General features: G+C 38.3%; 15 protein-coding genes and 2 tRNA genes. 8 read left to right on the forward strand and 9 right to left on the reverse strand.

Features of this window, described 5'->3' with window-relative positions; translation table 11 throughout:
• Positions 1-1087 precede the first annotated feature (1087 nt).
• The 5 genes from LY11_RS10010 to LY11_RS10030 form a co-directional block, all read right to left on the reverse strand.
• Positions 1088-1639, reverse strand: coding sequence for a hypothetical protein (locus tag LY11_RS10010; protein ID WP_146610833.1), 552 nt, complete (start codon positions 1637-1639; stop codon positions 1088-1090).
• Between the two features lie 49 nt (positions 1640-1688).
• On the reverse strand, positions 1689-2351 hold the full coding sequence (locus LY11_RS10015; protein ID WP_111633575.1) for a hypothetical protein: 663 nt from the start codon (positions 2349-2351) through the stop codon (positions 1689-1691).
• Between the two features lie 6 nt (positions 2352-2357).
• A complete protein-coding gene (locus tag LY11_RS10020; protein ID WP_111633576.1) occupies positions 2358-3539 on the reverse strand; it encodes a hypothetical protein in 1182 nt (393 codons plus the stop codon).
• Positions 3539-4492: a hypothetical protein gene (locus LY11_RS10025; RefSeq protein WP_111633577.1), complete on the reverse strand. Its 954-nt coding sequence runs from the start codon at positions 4490-4492 to the stop codon at positions 3539-3541. Before LY11_RS10025 ends, LY11_RS10020 begins: the two co-directional genes overlap by 1 nt.
• Before the next feature lie 102 nt (positions 4493-4594).
• Entirely contained in the window at positions 4595-4954 is a 360-nt protein-coding gene (locus LY11_RS10030) for a DUF805 domain-containing protein (protein ID WP_111633578.1), read from the reverse strand.
• 698 nt (positions 4955-5652) lie between these two features.
• Between LY11_RS10030 and LY11_RS26680 the strand changes: the two genes are divergently transcribed.
• A complete protein-coding gene (locus LY11_RS26680; RefSeq protein ID WP_170132664.1) occupies positions 5653-5805 on the forward strand; it encodes a hypothetical protein in 153 nt (50 codons plus the stop codon).
• 317 nt (positions 5806-6122) lie between these two features.
• Here LY11_RS26680 and LY11_RS10035 read toward each other — a convergent pair.
• A tRNA-Tyr gene (locus LY11_RS10035) sits at positions 6123-6208 on the reverse strand.
• A gap of 84 nt (positions 6209-6292) precedes the next feature.
• Positions 6293-6366, reverse strand: a tRNA-Ala gene (locus LY11_RS10040).
• Positions 6367-6570: 204 nt separating this feature from the next.
• Here LY11_RS10040 and LY11_RS10045 point away from each other — a divergent pair.
• Positions 6571-7827, forward strand: a complete 1257-nt coding sequence (locus tag LY11_RS10045) for a lipoprotein N-acyltransferase Lnb domain-containing protein (RefSeq protein WP_111633579.1) — start codon at positions 6571-6573, stop codon at positions 7825-7827.
• A 183-nt stretch (positions 7828-8010) separates the two neighbouring features.
• Here LY11_RS10045 and LY11_RS10055 read toward each other — a convergent pair whose 3' ends face one another.
• Complete coding sequence (locus LY11_RS10055; protein WP_170132665.1) at positions 8011-9099, reverse strand: alpha/beta fold hydrolase; 1089 nt, start codon at positions 9097-9099, stop codon at positions 8011-8013.
• 164 nt (positions 9100-9263) lie between these two features.
• Between LY11_RS10055 and LY11_RS10060 the strand changes: the two genes are divergently transcribed.
• The 6 genes from LY11_RS10060 (at position 9264) to LY11_RS10085 (ending at position 19713) form a co-directional block, all read left to right on the forward strand.
• Entirely contained in the window at positions 9264-9701 is a 438-nt protein-coding gene (locus tag LY11_RS10060; RefSeq protein ID WP_111633582.1) for a hypothetical protein, read from the forward strand.
• A 35-nt stretch (positions 9702-9736) separates the two neighbouring features.
• Positions 9737-11314, forward strand: coding sequence for a histidine kinase (locus LY11_RS10065; protein WP_111633583.1), 1578 nt, complete (start codon positions 9737-9739; stop codon positions 11312-11314).
• A gap of 178 nt (positions 11315-11492) precedes the next feature.
• Positions 11493-14081: a zinc-dependent metalloprotease gene (locus LY11_RS10070; RefSeq protein ID WP_245952701.1), complete on the forward strand. Its 2589-nt coding sequence runs from the start codon at positions 11493-11495 to the stop codon at positions 14079-14081.
• Between the two features lie 81 nt (positions 14082-14162).
• Positions 14163-17522, forward strand: coding sequence for a SusC/RagA family TonB-linked outer membrane protein (locus LY11_RS10075; RefSeq protein WP_111633585.1), 3360 nt, complete (start codon positions 14163-14165; stop codon positions 17520-17522).
• Between the two features lie 10 nt (positions 17523-17532).
• A complete protein-coding gene (locus LY11_RS10080) occupies positions 17533-18858 on the forward strand; it encodes a RagB/SusD family nutrient uptake outer membrane protein (RefSeq protein WP_111633586.1) in 1326 nt (441 codons plus the stop codon).
• A gap of 102 nt (positions 18859-18960) precedes the next feature.
• The gene (locus tag LY11_RS10085) at positions 18961-19713 is read left to right on the forward strand and encodes a LytR/AlgR family response regulator transcription factor (protein WP_111633587.1); all 753 of its coding nucleotides are present in this window, start codon (positions 18961-18963) and stop codon (positions 19711-19713) included.
• Positions 19714-19765: 52 nt separating this feature from the next.
• Here the strand turns inward: LY11_RS10085 and LY11_RS10090 are convergent, their stop codons facing one another.
• Complete coding sequence (locus LY11_RS10090; RefSeq protein WP_111633588.1) at positions 19766-21547, reverse strand: patatin-like phospholipase family protein; 1782 nt, start codon at positions 21545-21547, stop codon at positions 19766-19768.
• Positions 21548-21606: the final 59 nt, after the last annotated feature.

Here is a 21606-nt window from a genome sequence, read left to right on the forward strand (position 1 = left end):
TTCTTTGATGTTTGGTAAGATTTATAGAAATCAGCGTATTGGATACTACTCAGTTGTTATTGTGGGGGTTTTTTGAAATCTTGTAGGTATATGAAAGCATATTCAGGATTTTTTCTGAAAGGTTTCTGGTAGAATAAGTGATTTAAAAATGACACTAGCGGAGAAGATGTAAGAACCTTACCATTTCTTAAAAGCAAAGAAATAATTTGAGTAAATATTTTTTTCATACTTTTTATAGCTTTAGATACTTTGTAGATTATAATAGCTTAGCAAGAAACTGACAAGCCTGTGCCAAGGCGAGCCTCAAGTAGTTTAATATCGGATTAGGTAATAATAGTTAAAAAGCAATTTTTTAAAAAGTACGTTCATTTGTGTACTTTTTTTCGGACAAAATACTTGTCTATTTACTTTAAGGTCAAAAATTGTGCCGATACTACGTTGAAATGCAGGTGTTTAGGTTATTGTTGGCTAAAGTTCAACAAAAATAAGGTCCTTATTTTTGTCTGTCTTGAGTAAGTTTAACGTTTTAGCTAAAGATGAAATTTGTCGGATAATGACTGATAATCTCTTGTAATTTACTTGTGATTTTACATTAAGTTAAGCCAGTGAAATATGGTTTTTTTTGGCATGGCTATTTTAAAGCCTGAATTATTCCTAAATGGAATAATTCAATTGAGATTTTTAAACTGGAGAAATTAAACGCTGGAATTGCGATTTTATGATTTCTATAAATTATTATTTTCTAGTAATAATCATTTTTATTTACGGAGTTTTTTAATGTAAATAAATTTATATTTCTTTCAGCTGGTGAAATGGTAAGCTGTAATTTTGTCTGATTTTTTATTCACACCTTCTTTTTATAGCTGTAATTTGTGTTCAGTTTAATACAGTTTAGCAGGTGAAAATCAGGGTCAGTTTTCCATTTACAATTGAACGATATTCAGGTCTTTTTTTATGGAGAAAGGTATAATACGAATTGGATTTCAGTAGGCTGGAATACAAAAATCCTTCCGGAATTAACTGCAGGGATTTCTGTAAAGAGATAAGGATTTGAAGCAGCTATTGGTTTAATAAATCCTGCAATAATTTATATTCTGATTATAAATTCATTTAGATATGATTTTAAAAAAACAATAGGCCTATTGCTGTCTTCAGGTCTGAATTCTGGCCATAAATTATTAAACCCATTTAAAAATTGATTATCATAAGCTAATACATTGTCTCCTTCCTGTTTAAATACTACAAGGAACATGGCCAATTTGCCTTTATATTGGGGACAAGTTAAACGAAGGCTTTTGAATTTCTGAATTAATTCCGGATTCGGTCTGATAATAGCTTTCAGCTCTGACGACATATTATTAGAAAAATACACAGTATCAATTTTCCCTTCACCATTGAATAAAACGGCGATGGACATCATATAAGAATGACCTTTTTTTGTTTCATACAAAAGATTACGATCTGAATGTCTTGCAATAATATTCATTATTGGCCCGCGAATATCTAAGGGTTTAACAGGTTGATTTAGTTTAATATGGGTTTGAAGGGAATCCGGCTGGCCGATGATTTTACCTTTTTTCTGTGCAAAACAAAATGACCAGGCTGTCATTAATAGAATCGCTATTATTGATTTCTTCATGATATTAATTGCAATATGTTCCTTCCTTACGGAAGGGACATATTATTCGCTATTTATCTTGCTGTTTTCCAAACATCTTTTCAAAGTCGGCTTTACTTTTTACATAAGAGAGGTAATTACGGATATTGTAATTTTTCATATAAGTCTTAAATTCGGCCTCGGTACCGTGAAACGTAAATTTATTCTCAACACTCCCTTTATTTAAATCATATAAAGTAGTCGAATTATCCGGTGTTTCAAAATATGTAATGGGAATTGGTTTCTGTTTTGTACCATATGTAATATCTGCTAATTCCTTCTTGTTTACCGTTGCAATAATGTGAGCGCCATTTTTATTTATGTCATAAATAAAGTCGTAATACATTTGACTAAACATTGAGTTCCTTGAGAAAAAGTAATAAATACAAAAATATTTTGTCATTTTCTCCTCATAAAATATTGTTTCATATTTATCTACACTAGCTGTATTGTCGTCTCTTGAAAGATCGAAAGCTCCCTGAACCTTGAAAAAGGTATCTTGTAGTGTGGAATTTTTCATTATCAAATGCAGGGTATCGCAATCGTTTAAATATTGGACTACGTGGGGTTTGCCATTATTTATTCTTGTATCTGGATTATCTATTACGTTAACGATCCATCTACCCAGATATCTGCCGAAAAATAAACCAACGGCTAACAGGCCAAAGGCACCATATGTCAAAATTTTTTTCATTTAATTCTATTTTTGTGTTGCAATAACGCTATTCATGTTTTTTGTGTCCAGATCGGCTAGTTTCTTTCTGTTTTTTCTTATATCTTCAATTAATTGCTGTTTATCATCTTTATAACTTTGGGCAATATAATGGTTGATTATTGCCCCGGCTACGCCAAAACCTACACCTACACCCAAACCTATGCCCATGTTTGCAAATTCACCCTTAAAACTTTTTAAGCCCCAGGCGGTCATTCTCTCTGCCTGTGCATAAGTACCACCTTGTTCCATTACCTCTCTAATAATGGTTCTATTCTGCAAAGTCATAGTTTCTATAGCCTCGTAACCTCCTTTTAAAGTACCTGAAGCTACACCAATCTTCTGATCTCTTTTTGCGCTGCTAATTTCATCTTTTAAATCTTCAGTAGCAGGTGCATCTTCATTAGCTAAAGTATTGGTATTGTAGCCAGTACTATAATCATAAATACCTGTTGCTATACCTAATGATGTACCTAAGGGGTCGGCAAGACCGCTAAAACCACTCACAAAACCCATCCAAAGCTGTTGCTTGTTGTGCAATTCCAGTTCCTTATTGTTATTTGTCGAAAATTTATCAGCAGCAGTTTGAGCTAATACGGGGCTAATAAACGGCTGCACTATACCGCCATTTAAACATTTTAAAATTGATTTTTGAACAATAGCATTTTGTCCATTAAAATTAACTTTATCATGGAATTTAGACCATTGCGAACCCGTCTCTAATGTACAATCGCAAGCGTGACCACTGGTGAAATTGCCAATCAAATTCCTGACTGGCTGAACGGCTGCAGTTACGATGGCTGCTGTCGCTACTGTACCGACCACTGCAACTGTTGCAGCACTGGTTGCGGCTGTTGCCATGCCAGCTAAAATAACACCTGCTACACCACCTGTACCTACAACCGCAGCTACAACAACTACCGCCACTGCTACACATATTATACCAATAGCTAAACCTGTAAGCATGTTGCTCAGCCCATTCCAGAACTTGGCGGGTGATTTACATACAAACGTTGTACTTATTTTCTTATCGTCTATATTTAACCATACAATGTTGGAAACTGAAAGCACGTTTTTTGTTTTTCGGGATATGCCCAGCTGTTGTGGTTTGGCAACCGTCATTAAAGTGCAGCTAACTTTTACGCCCGATGGTAAGTATGAACTGCTCATTAGTCTATCCTCATTAGTTTATAATCAACAAAAACTTCTATATTATTTTTAACCGTTTCTACTATATTCATAGTTGCATCGGCCAGTAAATTATCCTTTAAATTATAGCTAACCTGTGTGTGATGTTCAAAACTATATTCATCAAATTTATAGCCAATGCGGGGCTTATACCTTTCGTCATAAATTTTCACAAATGCCGATAAGTTTAAATTTTCCCTGTTTAGCGTAGCGTCTTTGAGAATGTTAATTGTATCAGGTGTTTCATTGACAATTGTCGCCAAAATATCAAGTTCTACAGGTAACCTATCGAAAAGTTGAGAATAATAAAGTTTGGTTTCATTCTTAACGGCCAGCTTATCTGATATTAAGTATGCGCTGAAAAAGAGTTCAAAAAAAGGTCTGACCTGAAAATCCTGCAATAAATTTTCATTGGTAAACTGTAGCTCTGTATTGCTTAAATAATTGGCGATACTGGTTTTCATCTCTTCTGATTTTACAAAAGATGTGTTTGCCTCAACCTCCTGTTTAAATGCAAACCAGTTATTTCTGATCTCATCAATATTTTCTATACTGGCTATTTTCCCTGTCTGTTGATTGACAAGTAATCGGGCATTGCTTTTAATCAGATCAATTTTGCTCATCAAATCAAAACCTTCCTGTAAATGATTAGGTTGCATATTTACGATTTGATCTGTAAGATTCACCTTAACCAAAAATTGATCATCATGAACAATCTTCTCAATCTTATATTCCAATTTGGTTTCGGCATGGTTTTCTATTATACCATCTACCTTAATTAATACTAGCTGTTCACTTCTATATTTTGCTTCTCCCGCTTTAAATACGTGGTTTTTACTAGTTAATGGTATGTTTTTATGCTCTTTATCAGATATGTTTTTACCATTTTCAATTGTTAAATCATCTTCATTATCGAAAAATTTAAATCTGTTCATAAGCTTCAACTTTTAATATAAAATAGATTATCAATTATTTATTTCAGTAGCTAGCTATATAGTTTCTACGCTCTGCTTGTACATCGTCGAAAAAAAAAATAGCTAGTTCCCAGTTCTATTCTTAAATGAGCTGAGCTCATTCTCTCCTCTAGGATTCTCTCCGTATTTATTTGCTCCTATTTGTCCGTTCTTAAAGATCATGACAAACCCGTAAAATGGTACTAATTGCCACCAGCCACTTTTGCCTAGATCATGGCATCTTTTTGCACTTTGTGCTATTAAGAGCCATAGAAATACAATATTAATTAGCCCATATATAATCAACTTGATACTGCTAATATTAGCGTTTAAGCCAGAAAACATATTTTGCATCATAATCACTTCAAAGAGAAAGATAAATAAAGAGATAAAATATTCGCTATTATGGATGCGACCATTGAAAGAGAAAAATTTTTTAATCATAATGGATTTATTTTACTGTAAGTATAGCTAAATCAATTGATTAATTGCCAGTTTCGCAAATAATTCTTTCATACCTAACTATAATATTAAAGAATCTAATGCGAACTAACCTTTGTACTGGTTTTTATAAAAAACTGGCAAGCCGATGTCCTTTGTCAAGCTGAAGGTTATAAGTTATACTAATGATAGGGTGCTTTATAGGATCAAGTCATAAACTTGTGGAGGATGCTCTTATGCCTGTGGAAGTTGCGCTGAAAGCTTTCAATTTGCATGGGAATGACTCAGCCGAAACAAGGCCGGGCTGTTAGTAAATAAATTCAAAATAGCTTAATAATAGATCTATATCGGCCGGGTACTGCCCGGGTACTGTCCGAGTACTGGTCGGGTACTCGTTAGGGTAAGAGCAGTGCTAAAGTAACGCGAGAGCATGGCAAGTCCAAGTCAAAACAACTAGTTGAAATGACTTAGAGTTGCCATGCTTACAGCCCGTTTACAACCTGGTGTCACCCCGACCACCACTCAGGCACAACCAAACCATAACTAGTTGAAGATTAATGAAATTATAATCTTCCCTTTGACTAACCCATGGACAACCGCGGACAATTGCAGACAGCTGCGGACAATTACGGACATTTTTTACGCATCAGGATAATCTTTAACGCGAATAGCCTACATTGGTGGAAAGGCATTTATTTATTATGGGAAGTTTAACGGGTAAATTTGTAAAGGGAATCCTGGGCGATTTCATTTTTAAAGCAGTAGTTTGGAGTACTGGTTGTTTCAAAAGTTCTGTAAGGGGCATAATGGAACAATCAATGGAAACCGAAAAAGGCATCAGAGAACTTTCGTAAAAGTAGCAAGCCTGGAAAAAACAGGATCTTTCCTCTCCCTAAGAATTCCGCTGAAGCGTTGACCGATCTCTTATCAAAGTAATCAGGAGACTTTAATAATGATAAATTGAACTATAAAATCAGGAAGTAATCAGCTTATTAAAGAATTGTAACCATCTGCTTTGAACTCAAAAAATATCAAACCCAAAACTTGAAATTTAATCCCTGATCCAAAAGTTTATGACTTGATCCGCTTTATAGCAACAGGGATGTGTCTTAGCAGATAACTCCGGTAAACAAAAAAGTCTTCCAGAATTAACTGAAAGACTTTTTTGTAGTGGTGGGGGAAGAAGGATTCGAACCTTCGAAGTCTCGCGACAACAGAGTTACAGTCTGTCCCATTTGGCCACTCTGGTATTCCCCCGATCATTTTGCCTATATCCCTGCGGCACTGAAGGGGTTTATTAAGCTAAAAAAGAAAGCTTCAGTTTTTCTCTGAAATTCTCTGTGGAGAATAGCGGAGTCGAACCGCTGACCTCTTGCCTGCCAGGCAAGCGCTCTAGCCAACTGAGCTAATCCCCCGGGGTGGCAAAAGTAATTAAATTTGAATGGGATGCAAATTAAATAATGAAAATATTGTGCCTCCTGTATAGAACCAACGCTTTAATAGTATTTAAGAAGTTGAATATGTTGTACTTGTCCGGAATTAAATAAATTAAGAATTTATTGAGTTATTCGTTTTAACCTGAAAAACAATGAATATTTTGCATGGAGTTAACAACATAAATGCAAATTGCCCTGCAACTTACTCCAACAGCCCGGCTGATGAGAAAACATATCCTTATTTTGTTCGTCTTTGTTTTGAGGTACTTCAGCAGTACCGCCGCTGATTTAACCGCAAAAAACACACTGCAGCTCTCTGAAAACGCGCCACAGCTCTCAGAAAAATCTACTATAAACATGCTCACCTGCAGCAAAACCAATAAATATATATATGCACTATTTGGCCATAGCGCTATCAGGATCACAGATGAAGAAAAACAACTGGACCTGGTCTATAACTATGGAACATTTGACAATGATGATCCTGATTTTTATATCAATCTTATCGGCGGAAAAATGAAGTATTCTTTATCCGTTTCAACTTATCATTCCTTTTTACAAGGGTATATAAAAGACCAGCAAGCAGTTTCCACTCAAAAACTTTACCTGACGCTGAAAGAAAGGAACAAACTCTTTTTACTGCTCAACGAACAACTTAAACCAGCAAATAAATATTACTACTATGATTTTATAAAAAATAACTGTGCAACAAAAATAGTTGACCTGTTAGCATACACCATAGGGCCGGATTTCGATAATTCAATGGCAATAGCTAACCGGGGAGCAGGTAATCCGGTTAGAAATTTGGTGAGTAATTACCTGACAGGTAACGCACTGTATATGATTGGGATGAATGTCTTGCTAGGAAGCAAAGCAGATAAGAGTACCAGTAAAGCTGTCAACTTATTTCTGCCGGATACTCTGCAAAAGAGATTGGGAAACCTGCAATTAAAAGAGCGTAAACTTGCCGGCCCCGCTACCTTTTTATTCAAAGCGGAACAAAAAGAAAATGTTTCGCAAAATAGCTTCACTACCGCGTTCTATAGTTTTTTACTAATCCTTATGCTGATCAGTCCATTTATAGAAAAGATAAGCGGCGTGAATAAATTGATGATTTGGGTAACCGTGACCGTTTTTACACTAATCAGTTTAATAGGCTGTCTGCTACTTTATCTGTCTCTGTTTTCCAGCCTGGAATTGGTAAAGTATAATTTAAATATGCTGTGGTGTCATCCCTTTTACCTGCTTGTTTTCTTCAAAAAACTCAATAAACCCTTATCAGTGGTTTTCCTTGGCAGTATACTATTATTTATCATGTTATACTTTAAAACGATGAGTTTTCCGGTGATGCTCCCTGTTTTAGTTTTACTGATTGTGTTATTATCTTTTAATCACAATGCTTCTGCCAGTCACCAGGTTAAAAGTGTAAATCCGGTATAATCCATCATCACTAATATCAATTGTCTCCACTAAACCTGTTTTGCTAAAAGTATCAGTTACTAAACTGCCTTTCTTAACGTCCTGCAATATATCAGTGGGTGTATCATTGTTCAATCTAATCATAGTGTTATGCTGGAAATATTAAGATGAGCTAAAAAAACAAAGATAACGGCATCTACTGGCTTATTTGTCATTTTTTTTGTAAAAAGGAAGCTGAACAATACCTAAGAATTTGAGCAGCTCTTTGCTAAACTGTTCAGGCTTTTCATAGTGTATATTATGTTCTACTCCGGCAAACTCAACCCGGGTTATCAAGTCCGGGAATTTGTTTGCTAAAGCAATGTTATCTTTTTCGAATGGCATGGGGTCAGCAGCAGATACCGGATCAAGTATTAATATGGGAACACATAGATTCCTAAAGATAATTTTCGGTTGAACCATCGTGATCGAAGCCCCATATAACGGAGAATTATCCGGCTTTAAGACCAGGTTTTTAAACTGCTGATCATCCTTCATACAAAAGAAATCAGTTAATCCTGCGTAAGTGACCCATTGATTACCTTTGCGTTTGACAATATTTAGCAGCTCAAACTGTAAACCACCCTCACCCTTATCGTATAAACTCTGATAAGCCGCAACTGGTGAGCCAAATGCAGCTTCATAAATCGTACTCGCCCCGGGTTCAGGTTTCATCGCTTTGATTTTAAGCGCTAATGCTTCATCGCTCATCCGGTGGTTAAAACTATTAAATGCTACAGAGCCACCATCCTCCAATATTAACGCCTTAACTCTTTCTGGATAACTTTGATAAAAAGCAGCAGCAATATATCCTCCTCTGGAAAATCCCCCTATAATAGCTTGATTAATCTTCAGCGTATCCATTAATACCCGGATGTCATCCGCAGAATTATAAAGTGATACTTCCTTTTCAGGAATTGGTGTCTGACCATGTCCATAATAATCAACAGCGATTAAATAATATCCGCCACTGGTCAGCAGATCTGCAATATTTGCCAGTTCATAACTTTGACTGAAGCTGCCATGTGACCAGATTAAAGGAGTGTCTTTTGGATTGCCCCAGCATAAATAGTGCATCAGCACATTGTCCGTTTGGACATAACCTCCATGTACACTTTCAAATTCCTGGTAAGATGCCTTTGCTTTGGTATACAATTGTTCCATATCTCCAGGAACAGCATTTTTGGATTGTGCCCTTAACGTATAGCTTCCAAAACCAAGAGACAGGTAAGTAAATAAAACGAATATTTTCATGTGGAGGTGAGCCATTTTTCTTTTCAAAGATAATCAAAGCTGCATCTTCCCTGAAATAAAGACCACTTATGAACTCTGTTATAAATTAGTTTTTTTATATTTATATTCTACCGTGGAGAATATTGATTTATAAGTTGTTAACTAATATTTGAAACTATCAGCATATGTTTAACGAATTGAATAAATACAAAAAGAACGGCCATTTCTTTTTGACATCAGATGATAAATTAAAAGACGTATGTAATGCGCCTGAAAAAGAAATTGGCGTATTCCTGACGTATGCACTGAGGAACGGGAGAGTTGAGCTCGTATTTATAGGAGGCACAGGAGAGGTCACCAAAAAAGAACTAAATGCAATTCAGAGTACAGGAACCGGTGGGCTTAAAGATCAGCTGATCAATGGTATGCAATTTACCGATGTACCCAGAGAAATATCCTGGCCTGCGCAAATGAAGAAAGAAAACATTGAAGCGCTCGATGTTTATTGGTATGTAACCTATAATGAGAAACATACTGATAGCCCCGGAAAAGTGGAAAATATACTGTTTGAAAGACATTATCAGCTCTTTCAGCATATGCCAAGATGGAACTCGGACCTGTAAAATAGGTTTTGGGCATTTTGACTATATTTGCCGGAATGAAAACTTCAGTATATAACTCCAGGTACTTCATTGCCATCGGAGTATTTATCTTACTGTGTTTTAGTGGGATTGGTTTTTTTATAACCAATAAATTCAATAAGCGCACAGAACGGATCAGCATGGGTATGGCAACCAGCATTTATCAGCTGAGATCCAATGTTATCAATAATGAGTTCAGGGGGTTTATCGGAGGATTAAACAATGCTGAGCTCATCATACCTCAATTTAAAACTGCCGGTGATTTCCTGAAAGGGGAAAAGCTGATCAATGCACTGCTGTTGAGCCATCCTAAAATCAAACACGGCTGGTATGCAATCGTTAAAGACCGGGATACGGTGTACAAAACAATCAGTGAAAATGGGAATAACTATCAGCACGGTACGATATTACCCTATCAGAAAAAATGGATTCGTAATCAGCTCCTTTCAAAAGATACGATCACAAGAATAGGAACTGTGATCAATGCAGGAGACTCCATTCATGGTTTACTCGCTACCCGGCATCGCCTGGCAGACTCCTCTACGCTTATCCTGGGGCTGGATCTCAATTTCAAAGAATTACAGCGTTATTTATGGGGGGTAGATGGTCAAAGCCGTGCATCGATCTATATCGTTGATGAGCAGGGTAACTATGTGCTGAGCCCGGATGAAAAACAAATTGGGAAACAAATGCCGGGCGGAATTAAAACAGCCGGGCTGCAGAAGCTTCAGGATAGCATAAGCCGTTATGAAATAGCAACCTCTTCTTACCTGGGTATGCCTGTTTTTCGTTTTTATACCCCTTTCGGCATCAGCCGGATGAAATGGACAATGGTACTGGAAACACCTGTTTTTGTGATCGACGAAGACGTAAAGGCCATCGAAAAGTATGTGTTCCTGATGCTGATCGCGGCTACCTTAATTATCCTGGTATTAATAGAATGGTCACAAGCTAAATGGCAGAAACAGTTCATGCTGAGGCAGCAGGCTGAAATACTCGCAGCGCAGCAGGAAAAAGAAAATGCAATTCTGCAGCTGGATAAGCTCAAAGAAAAACTCGATCCGCATTTTCTGTTTAACTCGTTGAGCTCTCTGAATGGTTTAATTGAAGAACAACCTGATCTGGCTAAAGCATTCGTTGTTAAGCTTTCCAGGGTATACCGCTATGTTTTAGATCCTACGCCAAACGGACTGGAAGAAGTTTCCAGAGAAGTACGTTTTGCCAGTGAATACTTTTTTCTGTTAAAAATACGGTTTGGAGAAGCGCTGGCATCCCTGGAAATCGATATTGACCCGCAGCACTCTTCCGCTTATATTCCATTTATGAGTGTGCAGACTTTAGTGGAGAATGCAGTAAAACACAATATTGTTTCTAAACTTCAGCCGCTGCATATTAGTATCAGGAGTGAAGGAGAAGGTATCATTGTGACCAACAACCTACAACTACGCAGCGATGTAAAAGATTCCGGTAAGCAAGGTTTGAAATACCTGCAGGGTATTTATGCGCACTTTGGAGACTTTCACCTGAGTTATGGAATAGAAAATGGGGCCTATCAATGCTTTTTGCCGCTCATTAAAAAACCTTCCACTCCTTAAAACTGCGCTTTCACTTCACAAAACGGGACTTTCACTTTTAATAATTTCATAATCTCCCAACTAAGGGGGATTTTGTAGCATGATTTTGACTAAAAAACTTTTGAAATTGTCTTTTACGGCGCTCTTTTTATTCTTATGCAACGTAAACGGTTTTACCCAGATACCTAAAAAATTACCTGTGCAACCGAAAAAATTACCTGTTCATAAAGGTGAAATCACGGGTAAAAAAGCACTAACAGATACGCTTAAAAAGAAAGCAGATACAGCCAGTAAAAAGGAGCAGAAAAGTTATGCCGAATTATTAAAGAAGGCAACTACGCTAAAAGGTTTATTTAAAGTACACCAGGTGGAGAACGATTATTACTTCGAAATTCCGCTGAACCTGATGGAAAAAGACTTTTTAGTAGTCAATAAAATATCCTCAGTACCGTTGGCGCTTAACGAATCGGGTGTCAATAAAGGAATGAACTTCGATAACAGGGTTATCCGTTTTTCAAGAAATAAAGCAGCTAAAACAGTGTGGGTTAAGGTAATCGTGCCACAAGTAGAATCTCCTGCAGGCGATGCTATCACCCGTTCCGTGAAAGATAACTTTACCGGTTCAGTGATAGAATCCTTTAAAATAGAAGCCTATTCCCCTGATTCATCGGCCGTTGTTGTGAAAATGAACAAAGTCTTTGATGGAACAGAGAAAAGTTTCAATGATGTATTTAATGACATGGGCTTAGCAGCTACCCCTAAGACATCCCTGTCCGCTATTGAAAAGATTAAAAGTTTCCCTCAGAATATTGTCGTTCGTGCATTAATGAGCACAAGGGTAATGGATGCAGGAATCAGCGTACCTATTAGTATAACAGTAACAACGAACATTCTTTTGTTACCTGAAAAACCAATGAAACCTCGTTTTGCAGATAACAGAGTTGGTTTTTTTAGCACACCAAGATGGTATTTTTCAGACGCACAGCATAAACTGGAAACCAGGGAACTCGTTACCCGCTGGAGAATGGAACCTAAACCAGAAGACCAGGCGAAATACCTTAAAGGTGAATTGGTAGAACCAGTGAAGCCGATCATCTTTTATATCGATCCGGCAACTCCGCCAAAATGGAGAAAAGAAATTATTGCTGGTGTAGTGGACTGGCAGAAAGCCTTTGAACAAGCAGGTTTTAAAAACGCAATTCAGGCACGTGAAGTTACAGATACCACAGATTACGATGGTGATGATGTACGCTACTCCGAAATCACTTATGCCGCTTCGCCTAAATCAAATGCAATGGGCCCGGCTGTAGTAGACCCAAGATCAGGAGAGATCCTGGAATCTGATGTCATCTGGTGGCATAATGTAATGACTTCAGTTCAATACTGGATGCGCGTGCAAACCGGTATTATCGATCCTGAAGTAAGAAAAAATGACGTGTCTGATCAAAGAATGGGACATGCCATCCGTTTCGTTTCTTCTCATGAAATTGGCCATACTTTAGGTCTGAAACATAATATGTCTGCTTCGGCATCCTTCCCCGTTGACTCCTTACGCTCACCTGCTTTTACAGATCGTATGGGCGGAACAGCTTCTTCGATTATGGATTATGCACGTTTTAATTACGTAGCACAACCAGAAGATAAAGTCACTAACATTACGCCGCAAATCGGGGTTTATGATAAATATGCTATCGCATGGGGATACCGCTGGTTACCAGAAGAAGACCCGCGTAAGGAATTGCCAATCCTTAAAGAATGGATTAAAGTACATGCAAATGATCCTTTATACCACTATGGGGAGCAGCAGCAAATGAAAAACATCGTAGATCCAAGGGCACAATCTGAAGATCTTGGTGATGATGCAGTAAAAGCAAGCCGTTACGGACTGGCAAATTTAAAACGCCTGATCCCTCAAATTTTAACATGGTCAGCACCAGAAGGTGATAATTATTACCAGGCAGGTAAACTTTACCTGGCTGCAATCTGGCAATGGCAAACCTATGCAGAGCATGTAACTGCAAACATCGGAGGTTATTATTTAGAAAACCCAGTTAGCGGAGACGGTAAAGACGCTTACAGACCAGTGCCTGTTAAGATCCAGAAGGGTGCGCTGGAATATTTCAAAGACCAGGTATTTACGATGCCGGAATGGTTGTTCAATAAAGAACTGCTTAAAAAGACTTTCCCTATCAAAGATACGCCAATCGGGCCAATGGAATATGCCCCATTAAACCTGAGACGAGAATATCAATACGGCCTGCTTTATAGCTTAATGAGCGAAGACCGTTTATTGAGAATGCTTGAAATGGAAGTTCAGTTTGGCAAAGAAAACGTATTTACTGTGGGCGAATTGTTTAAAGATATACGCCCTGCGATCTTCGCACAAACCTTGAAAGGGAAAACACTGTCTATTACAGACCGCATGTTACAACAAAACTATGTAGACGTTTTATTGGTGAGTACCGATAAAATGCTGGAAAAAATCACGAAGAAATCATTGTTGCAAACCAGCCTGAATAACTTACCTCAAACTTGTGATTTAGGTTTGAATAAAGACGATGCAGCTCTAAATCAGCAGATGGAAAACGGTATCAATCCTTCGGTAAATCTGAGAAATATTTATGTTTCTGCCATGAGCCGGACTTCGGAAGTTGCATCAGCAAAAAGAGGAGAACTTTTACAAATCTTAACCCTGTTGGAAAACCATAAGAACAGCGGCGATGAGGCGACTAAAGGTCATTATATGGATTTGATCCTTCGTATTCGTCAAAGCCTGCAAACTAAATAAAAGCACACAAGAACACACACACACAAATAAACACCACACACACAATTCACACATTATCTAAACACACCTAAACAACAAACTATGATTAAAAATCTACTGTTAATACTCTTCCTGATTGGCCTCAGTCTTTCAGGATACAGTCAGAAACAAACCACTATAAGTGGGCAGGTTTTGGACCCGGAAGGATTACCAATACCCGGTGCATCTGTTTACGTGGATAAATCCACGATCGGTGAGCAGACCAATGTTACCGGGGTGATCCAGAATACAGCGATCGGTACAGTAACGAACTCTGAAGGTAAATTTACATTAACTGTTCCCGAAGGTACGCCGGCTATCCGCGTAAGTTATATGGGATATAGCTCTGTACTGGTAAATATTATCAATAAGACTAAACTGACCATTTCAATGGCTAGTAATGATAATAACCTGGGCGAAGTAGTTGTGAACGGTTATACGACGATTTCAAAACGTAAGAATACCACTGCAACAACTGTGCTGGATTATGACAAAGTCCGTCAGTCCGGAGTTTCAGGGATCGATCAGATGCTGGAAGGCCAGATTGCTGGTGTCGCGGTAACTTCCTTAGGCGGAGGGCCGTCGGGTGCACCAAAAATCCGTATCCGTGGTACGGTTTCTTTAAACGGTGGTCAGGACCCATTATGGGTATTAGACGGGATTCCTCTGGAAGGAACCAATTTGCCAAATACTTTAACTGATAAAGATGATATTGATCAATTGCGTAACCTGCCAATTGCAGGCTTAAACCCAGATGATATTGCTGATATTACAATTTTGAAGGATGCAGCAGCAACCTCTATTTATGGAGCAAGAGCAGCAAACGGAGTCATTGTAATTACGACGAAAAAAGGTAAAAAAGGACCAGTATCTATCAACTTTAGTGCGAATACTTTCATTTCAGAACGTCCAAACCTGGATAAGCTGAACCTGATGAATTCGACTGAAAAAGTTGATTTTGAATTAGGCCTTGCTGCAAGACCAGACCTTGTTTACCGCAGTAGTCAGGGTGAAGTAGCCAGGATTCTTAACCGGAACAATGAATTGGAAAACTACCAGACCAATGGTTTTTCAGGTTTAAGTTCTGCAACACAACAAGCTATCAATGCACTTCGCGGAAACAATACAGACTGGAATAAAGAACTTTATCAGACTGCGATCAATCAGCAATACAGTTTAAGTTTTTCAGGAGGAAATGACCAGGCGAATTATTATTTTTCTGGTGGTTATTACGACGAAAAAGGAACAACGATAGGTACCGGACTGAAAAGATATAACATGACTTTGAAGACTGATTTTAACCTGTCTCAAAAGTTAAAAGTAGGAGTCTCAATTTTCGCTTCTAAGTCTGACCGTAAAAATTACCTTGCCGATGTAGATGGTTTTACGAATCCAGCAAGATATTCCAGAAATGTGAATCCTTATCAGCAAGTTAATAATGCTGACGGAAGCTATTCTTATGACAGAGATATTTTTGGGACCAGTAACCTGGTGAATGATATTTATGTTCCATTTAATATCATTGAAGAAAGAAATAATACCCGTTATACTTTAGGAAATAAAAGTGTAAAAAGTATTATTGATATGGATTACCAGATCTTTAAAGATCTGAAATTGCATTCTGAACTGGGTTTACAATTTGAAGAGACTGCCATGGAGAAATATGCAGGTCAGGAATCTTACTTTAACCGCAAATTCAAACAAGGTACAAGTTACTACAATTCTAAAACCAAGCAATACGAGTTCTTCTTGCCTGAAGGCGGAATTATCCAGAATCAGCAAACCTCATTCTTTCAATACAACTGGAAAACTTTGCTGGAATATAAAAAGGTGATCAACGAGAAACATGAAATTGAAGCACTCGCTGGTACAGAATTCAGAAAGAATAACAATGAGGATATTTTGACGAAAGGGTTCGGTTTCAACGAGCGTACTTTAACCAATCAGAATATCCTGTTCCCAAATTCAGAAAGAATAAACGACGATATTTACCGGGCTTACAGGAAGACTAAACTAAGCAATGCTTACGCTTCTTTCTACGGTACACTTTCTTATACCTATAACAGAAGATATACTGCTTATGGTAGTGTACGTTATGATGGCTCAGACTTATTTGGTGTAGATCCTAAATACAGATACCTGCCAATTTACTCTATCTCGGGTGCATGGAATGCGAATGAAGAAGACTTTATCAAAAAAATAAAGGCGATCTCTAATCTGCGTTTCCGTACTTCATATGGTATCCAGGGAAATATTGATAAAAATACCTCTCCGCAAATTGTGGGCAGATATAGCAATACCAACATATTACCAGGCAGTTCAGAAGGAACTATTAACGTAGAAAGTCCGCCAAATGGTAAACTTCGCTGGGAAAAAACGACAACATTTAATGCAGGTGTAGACTTAGGCTTATTTAACAATGCTTTCCAGATCACTTTTGATTACTACAACAGAAACAGTAAAGATCTGATTGGCTTGCAATCCTTACCATTAGAGAATGGATTTGAGTTTACCAACTCTAACTTTGCACAAGTCAAAAATAAAGGATTGGAACTGACTATTTCGACAAGGAACATCAGTACTAAAGGTTTCCAATGGTGGACCGATTTTAACATCGCCCATAATAAAAGTAAGGTGACCCGTGAAATGGCCAAAGCTAACCAGTTCACCCCATCCAGAGAAGGTTATCCTGTAAATGCTTTGTTTGTTTTGAAAACAGCAGGGCTGGATGCCAATGGAATTCCACAATTCTTACAAGATGGTAAGGTAGTTTCCCTGGAGAATTTCTACAAATTATATGACCCTTATGCAGAATTTGATCCGGGATATGCAACTTCAACCGCTTTAACCAACAAAGAATACCAGGGCTTATACACTTATGCTGGTGACAGAGATCCTAAATATACAGGAGGACTGGTTAACCGTTTCCGTTTTGGGAACATTGACCTGGCGATTTCTGCGATCTTTAACCTGAGCCAGATGGTGTCTGTTACTCCTTCCTACAATCCGGCAGCAGTTGACCGCGGAATGAATTTTAACAAGGACATCTTAAACGCATGGACACCAACTAATACCAACACGGACCAACCTCAGATTATTGATAACGAGACGGGTGATGGTTCACGCTGGATGGCTTTTAACTGGTACAACAGGGGAGATCCTGCAAACTCTTATAGATCTCTGGATATTTTTGCGAAAAAGGTGAGCTATCTGCGTTTGAACAGTATCCGTTTAGGTTACACTTTACCTGCAAAAATCTCCTCAAAAGTTAAGGCAAATTCGCTGAGATTCAGTGTAGAGGGCAGAAACATGTTTGTATTAAGTACAGGCTATAAAGGATATTCTGATCCTGAGACTTATGGTAATATTTATGCACAACCTATTTCCAGAAGTATTTCAATTGGTTTAAATGCAACATTTTAAATAATTCAAGATGAAGAAAATTATACAATTATGTGCGGTCCTTGTGGTATTGCTTACCCTGGGCAGCTGTAAAAAATACTTAGATATTGAGCCAGTAGGGAGAGTAATCCCTAAAACTGAATCTGATTTCAGGGCGCTGCTTACTTCTGCCTATGCAGGTTTTGCAGAGCATAAATCATATCTGGCGGTACGTACAGACGAATTGGCATTAAATGAAGCAGGTTATGACCTGGCACTTTACCGTGATGTATATAACTGGAATGATGCGGCTGCAGATCCTGCTACACGCGCTTTCCCATACCTTGCATTTTATAATACTATATTTTTTGCGAATGAAGTGATTGCAGAAGTACAGGATAAAGCAGGAGTGAGTGCGGCTACAGATCAAATGAAAGGGGAAGCTTATTTATTGAGAGCTTACAGTCATTTTGAATTGCTGAATTTATATGCCAAACCTTACCAGGCAGCTACTGCGGGAACTGACCGCGGAGTACCATTATCGCTTAAAATGGATCTGGAACAAAAGTTTGTTCCGGCTACTGTTGAAGCTGTCTATAACCAGGTGATGGCGGATATTAATGAAGGTCAGAAACTATTAAATGTAGCGACCTTTGAAGCAGGAAAAAACTATCGTTTTACAACCCGCGCGGCACTGGCTTTGAAAGCAAGAGTATATGAATTTAAAGGGGACTGGACTAATTCACTGGCTGCAGCACAGCAGGCTCTGGCATTGAACAACCAGTTAGAAGATCTGAATGTTGCAGGTAGTAAATTACCGAATCAATACCAGGCTAAAGAGAACATTATGTCTATGGAAAAAACACTTAATGTTTCTGTTTCTCAATCTTTCTTTATTTCGGCTCATTTGCTTAATACTTATAATCAAGCTAATGATCTGCGTTTTCCAATCTATTTCAGCAAATCCAGTAAGGGTTATGTTTCTGTGAAAACAGGAAATAACGAGCTGGTTATTTCTTTCCGTAACGGCGAGTTATACCTGGTTCAGGCTGAAGCTGCTTTACAAACCGGAAATACTGCACTGGCAACGGAAAGTTTACTGGCTTTAAAAGCGAAACGTTTAAAACCGGCATATTTTGCAACGGAGAAAACCAGGATTCAGGCATTGGCGAAAGCTGATCTGCTGAACGAAATTTATGCAGAGCGTGAAAGAGAGCTGGCACTGGAAGGTCACCGCTGGTATGATCTAAGAAGATATGGACAACCTGCTATTACGCATACCATTAATGGGACAGACTATATTTTAAAACAAAATGATACAAGATATACCTTGCCATTTCCTAAGGATGCTATAGTGAATAACCCGGATCTGTTATAGACAGGGTATAAAGTATCAAATGATATATTAAAATTGATTTAACTCCGGTCTGTTTCTGCAGGCCGGAGTTTTTTTTTACATTTACAGTTAAGCAATTCAAGCATGACTGTACTGATTATTGAGGACGAAGAACTGGCTGCAATTACACTGCAGAGTATGCTCGTGCACATTAATCCTGAAATACAGGTACATGCGATAGTCGGGACAGTAGAAGCTGCGGTAAACTGGTTGCAAAATCACCAGGCAGACCTTCTTTTTATGGATATTCATTTGGGTGATGGAGAGAGCTTCCAAATCTTTCAAAGGGTAGAAGTGAGCAGTCCGGTCATCTTCACCACTGCTTACGATCAATACACTTTAAAGGCCTTTAAAAACCAGGGAATCGATTATCTGCTTAAACCTTTTGACGAAGAAGATGTGCGCGGCGCATTAACTAAACTGAGTAATATCCGCCAGGCCGGTCAACTGAATACCCCTGCGCTGGTACAAAAGGTAGAAGAAGTATTAGGGAAAACGCGTAACCGTTTTATGGTGAAGGTGGGCAAGCTGATTAAAACAGTACCTGCCGATCAGGTAGCTTATTTTATGGCCGATGATAAGTATCTTTTTCTGGTCACCAAAGATCAGCAAAATTATATTATAGAAGAAACCATTGGCAGCCTGGAGCCTAAACTGGATCAGGATAATTTCTTCCGGATCAACCGCAAATTTATCATTCATATCAACGCAATTAAGGAAATGTATAAGCTTTCCCGCAACAGGGTGAGGATACATTTATCGCCAAAACCGGAAAATGCAGAGGTTGTGGTCAGTGAAGAAAGAGCAGAAGCTTTTAAGAAATGGCTTGACCAGTAGCTATTAAAATCAGGAACGGACAAGGACGTGAAAACCAGGATTAAGAATTGATTCAGGATTTGTTGTGTTGCCGGAATGGCGATTGATTAAAATCCCACCAGTCTTGTGCCAGCTGATTTTGAAGGGAAGCCCAGTAAGGATCGTTTTGATCAAACCTGAAGGCATAACGTAACAAACTATAGCAAGTTGTAAACTGTCCGGTAGCAATTAATGCAGCGGGCCTGTTTTCTGCCAGATGGTTTTTGTCAAACCAGAGTGAAGTGTCCATTTCTGTTGCCAGTTCTGCTACCTGCTGTAAAGCCAGGGTAGGCTTCATCAGTTCTGTCAGGCTCATTTTTTTTCCGTTAATCAATACGGTCAGGTTCTTTTTATACCAGGATTCGCTTTTAAGATCTGCCACCCGCTGACAGTCGTTTTTGGGGCTCAGGGAATAAATAGCATTCATCAGGGTGAACTGCCGCCAGTGTTTCAATTCTATTTGCTGGACTAAATTTTCTTTTTCGCCTTTTTTCAATAAAGTGCCGTCAGCTTTCAGCTTACGTTCCGAAATCTTCTCAAATAATCTATCATAAGATACTCTTCTTATCTTTTTTAGAAATACAATCGCAGAAAGATAAGCTACAGAAGTAGCGCGTGAAACTATCAATTGCAAAAGAACACTAAGCCGCAGGCGTAAGAAATAGGAAATACGCCCAAGAATAACGATGCCATAGGTCTGTTTCCTTTCCTGTACTTTCTGGAAGGCGAAAAAGCCAATGACTGAAAAATAAAAGGTGGTCAGGAGTAAGGCAGAACTCATCCCTAAAAGTGAAAATGATAACTCAATACAGGTTTTAGTCAGTACCCCGGTCATACATAGTCCGGTGAACAGGATGAGTATAAAAAGGTACTGAAGAAGATTAAGCCTTTGCAGCCAGCTTTTTTTGTTCTCCTCAGGGAAATTATAACCGCTGGTATAATTACTGCTTACATCGCAGGTAATGTACAGGTCATAGCCGAATACGTTCTTATTCTGAAGCCTTTCTTCTGCTTTGGTAAAAGAGTCGATCCCCTGGTTGTCATCAATTCCACCATCCATTAATACAAAATGGGGTGGGGGGATGATGGACTGTTCCCCCTTGTCAGGTGAAAAACGCGGATCTGTTTTAATCGAAGCTTCGAGCTCACTTTTACTCAATTGATTATACGTGAAATCATTTGGAAACACGAAAGGTTCAAAGCCTACCGGGAAACAGGAAGAACAGGCCAGTATATCTGCGAGCTTGATTTTCTTCAGGGTTTCCAGTGCATATTTCTCTCTTTTAAATCTCAGAAATTTATTACCAGGCAGGCCTGCATTCTGAAAGCGAAAAAGCATACCATTATCAAATTCAGTCGCATTGGCACAAACTTCTTTAACTCCGTTTTTTACAGGCTTCCAGTAAATGCCAAATACTTCTTCTTTAAAAAGCAGCTCATCATAGGCAATAGAAAAGGCATTGATGATATTTCTTGATTTATCAGGTCGTTTTTTCCAGATGCTTTCTGCGTTGAGGATTTTAAAAACACGGTCAATTAATTTAGTTCCATGTAAGATATGCTTGTTCATATGCGCATAAAATTCATCAAAATGCTGCCCATTCCGCTGACTGGCAGTATAAGCCAGATTGGTAATGGTTCCACCCGATGCGGAAGAGATAAAATGAACAAGCGAGGTTAGTTTTTCACCGTCAATATAAACAGTTTCCATATAGGACAAACAGCCCAGTGAGTATGATGCTGCCCGAAAACCACCACCCGAGAAGCTTAATGCAATATGTTCAGGTTTTCGTGGTTGAAGCACTGAATATTCCATAATCAGGTTGTTTTTAGTCTGGTCTTATTGATTGACGATAAAAGGTATGACTAATTTTG

Origin of the sequence: Pedobacter cryoconitis (assembly GCF_003259615.1) — a bacterium.
In the GTDB taxonomy this organism is placed as follows: domain Bacteria; phylum Bacteroidota; class Bacteroidia; order Sphingobacteriales; family Sphingobacteriaceae; genus Pedobacter; species Pedobacter cryoconitis.

Coding starts and splice junctions, on each gene's coding strand:
- LY11_RS10010 (WP_146610833.1), bottom strand. CDS start 1,639: ATGAAGAAATCAATAATAGCGATTCTATTAATGACAGCCTGGTCATTT.
- LY11_RS10015 (WP_111633575.1), bottom strand. CDS start 2,351: ATGAAAAAAATTTTGACATATGGTGCCTTTGGCCTGTTAGCCGTTGGT.
- LY11_RS10020 (WP_111633576.1), bottom strand. CDS start 3,539: ATGAGCAGTTCATACTTACCATCGGGCGTAAAAGTTAGCTGCACTTTA.
- LY11_RS10025 (WP_111633577.1), bottom strand. CDS start 4,492: ATGAACAGATTTAAATTTTTCGATAATGAAGATGATTTAACAATTGAA.
- LY11_RS10030 (WP_111633578.1), bottom strand. CDS start 4,954: ATGATTAAAAAATTTTTCTCTTTCAATGGTCGCATCCATAATAGCGAA.
- LY11_RS26680 (WP_170132664.1), top strand. CDS start 5,653: ATGGGAAGTTTAACGGGTAAATTTGTAAAGGGAATCCTGGGCGATTTC.
- LY11_RS10045 (WP_111633579.1), top strand. CDS start 6,571: ATGCAAATTGCCCTGCAACTTACTCCAACAGCCCGGCTGATGAGAAAA.
- LY11_RS10055 (WP_170132665.1), bottom strand. CDS start 9,099: ATGAAAATATTCGTTTTATTTACTTACCTGTCTCTTGGTTTTGGAAGC.
- LY11_RS10060 (WP_111633582.1), top strand. CDS start 9,264: ATGTTTAACGAATTGAATAAATACAAAAAGAACGGCCATTTCTTTTTG.
- LY11_RS10065 (WP_111633583.1), top strand. CDS start 9,737: ATGAAAACTTCAGTATATAACTCCAGGTACTTCATTGCCATCGGAGTA.
- LY11_RS10075 (WP_111633585.1), top strand. CDS start 14,163: ATGATTAAAAATCTACTGTTAATACTCTTCCTGATTGGCCTCAGTCTT.
- LY11_RS10080 (WP_111633586.1), top strand. CDS start 17,533: ATGAAGAAAATTATACAATTATGTGCGGTCCTTGTGGTATTGCTTACC.
- LY11_RS10085 (WP_111633587.1), top strand. CDS start 18,961: ATGACTGTACTGATTATTGAGGACGAAGAACTGGCTGCAATTACACTG.
- LY11_RS10090 (WP_111633588.1), bottom strand. CDS start 21,547: ATGGAATATTCAGTGCTTCAACCACGAAAACCTGAACATATTGCATTA.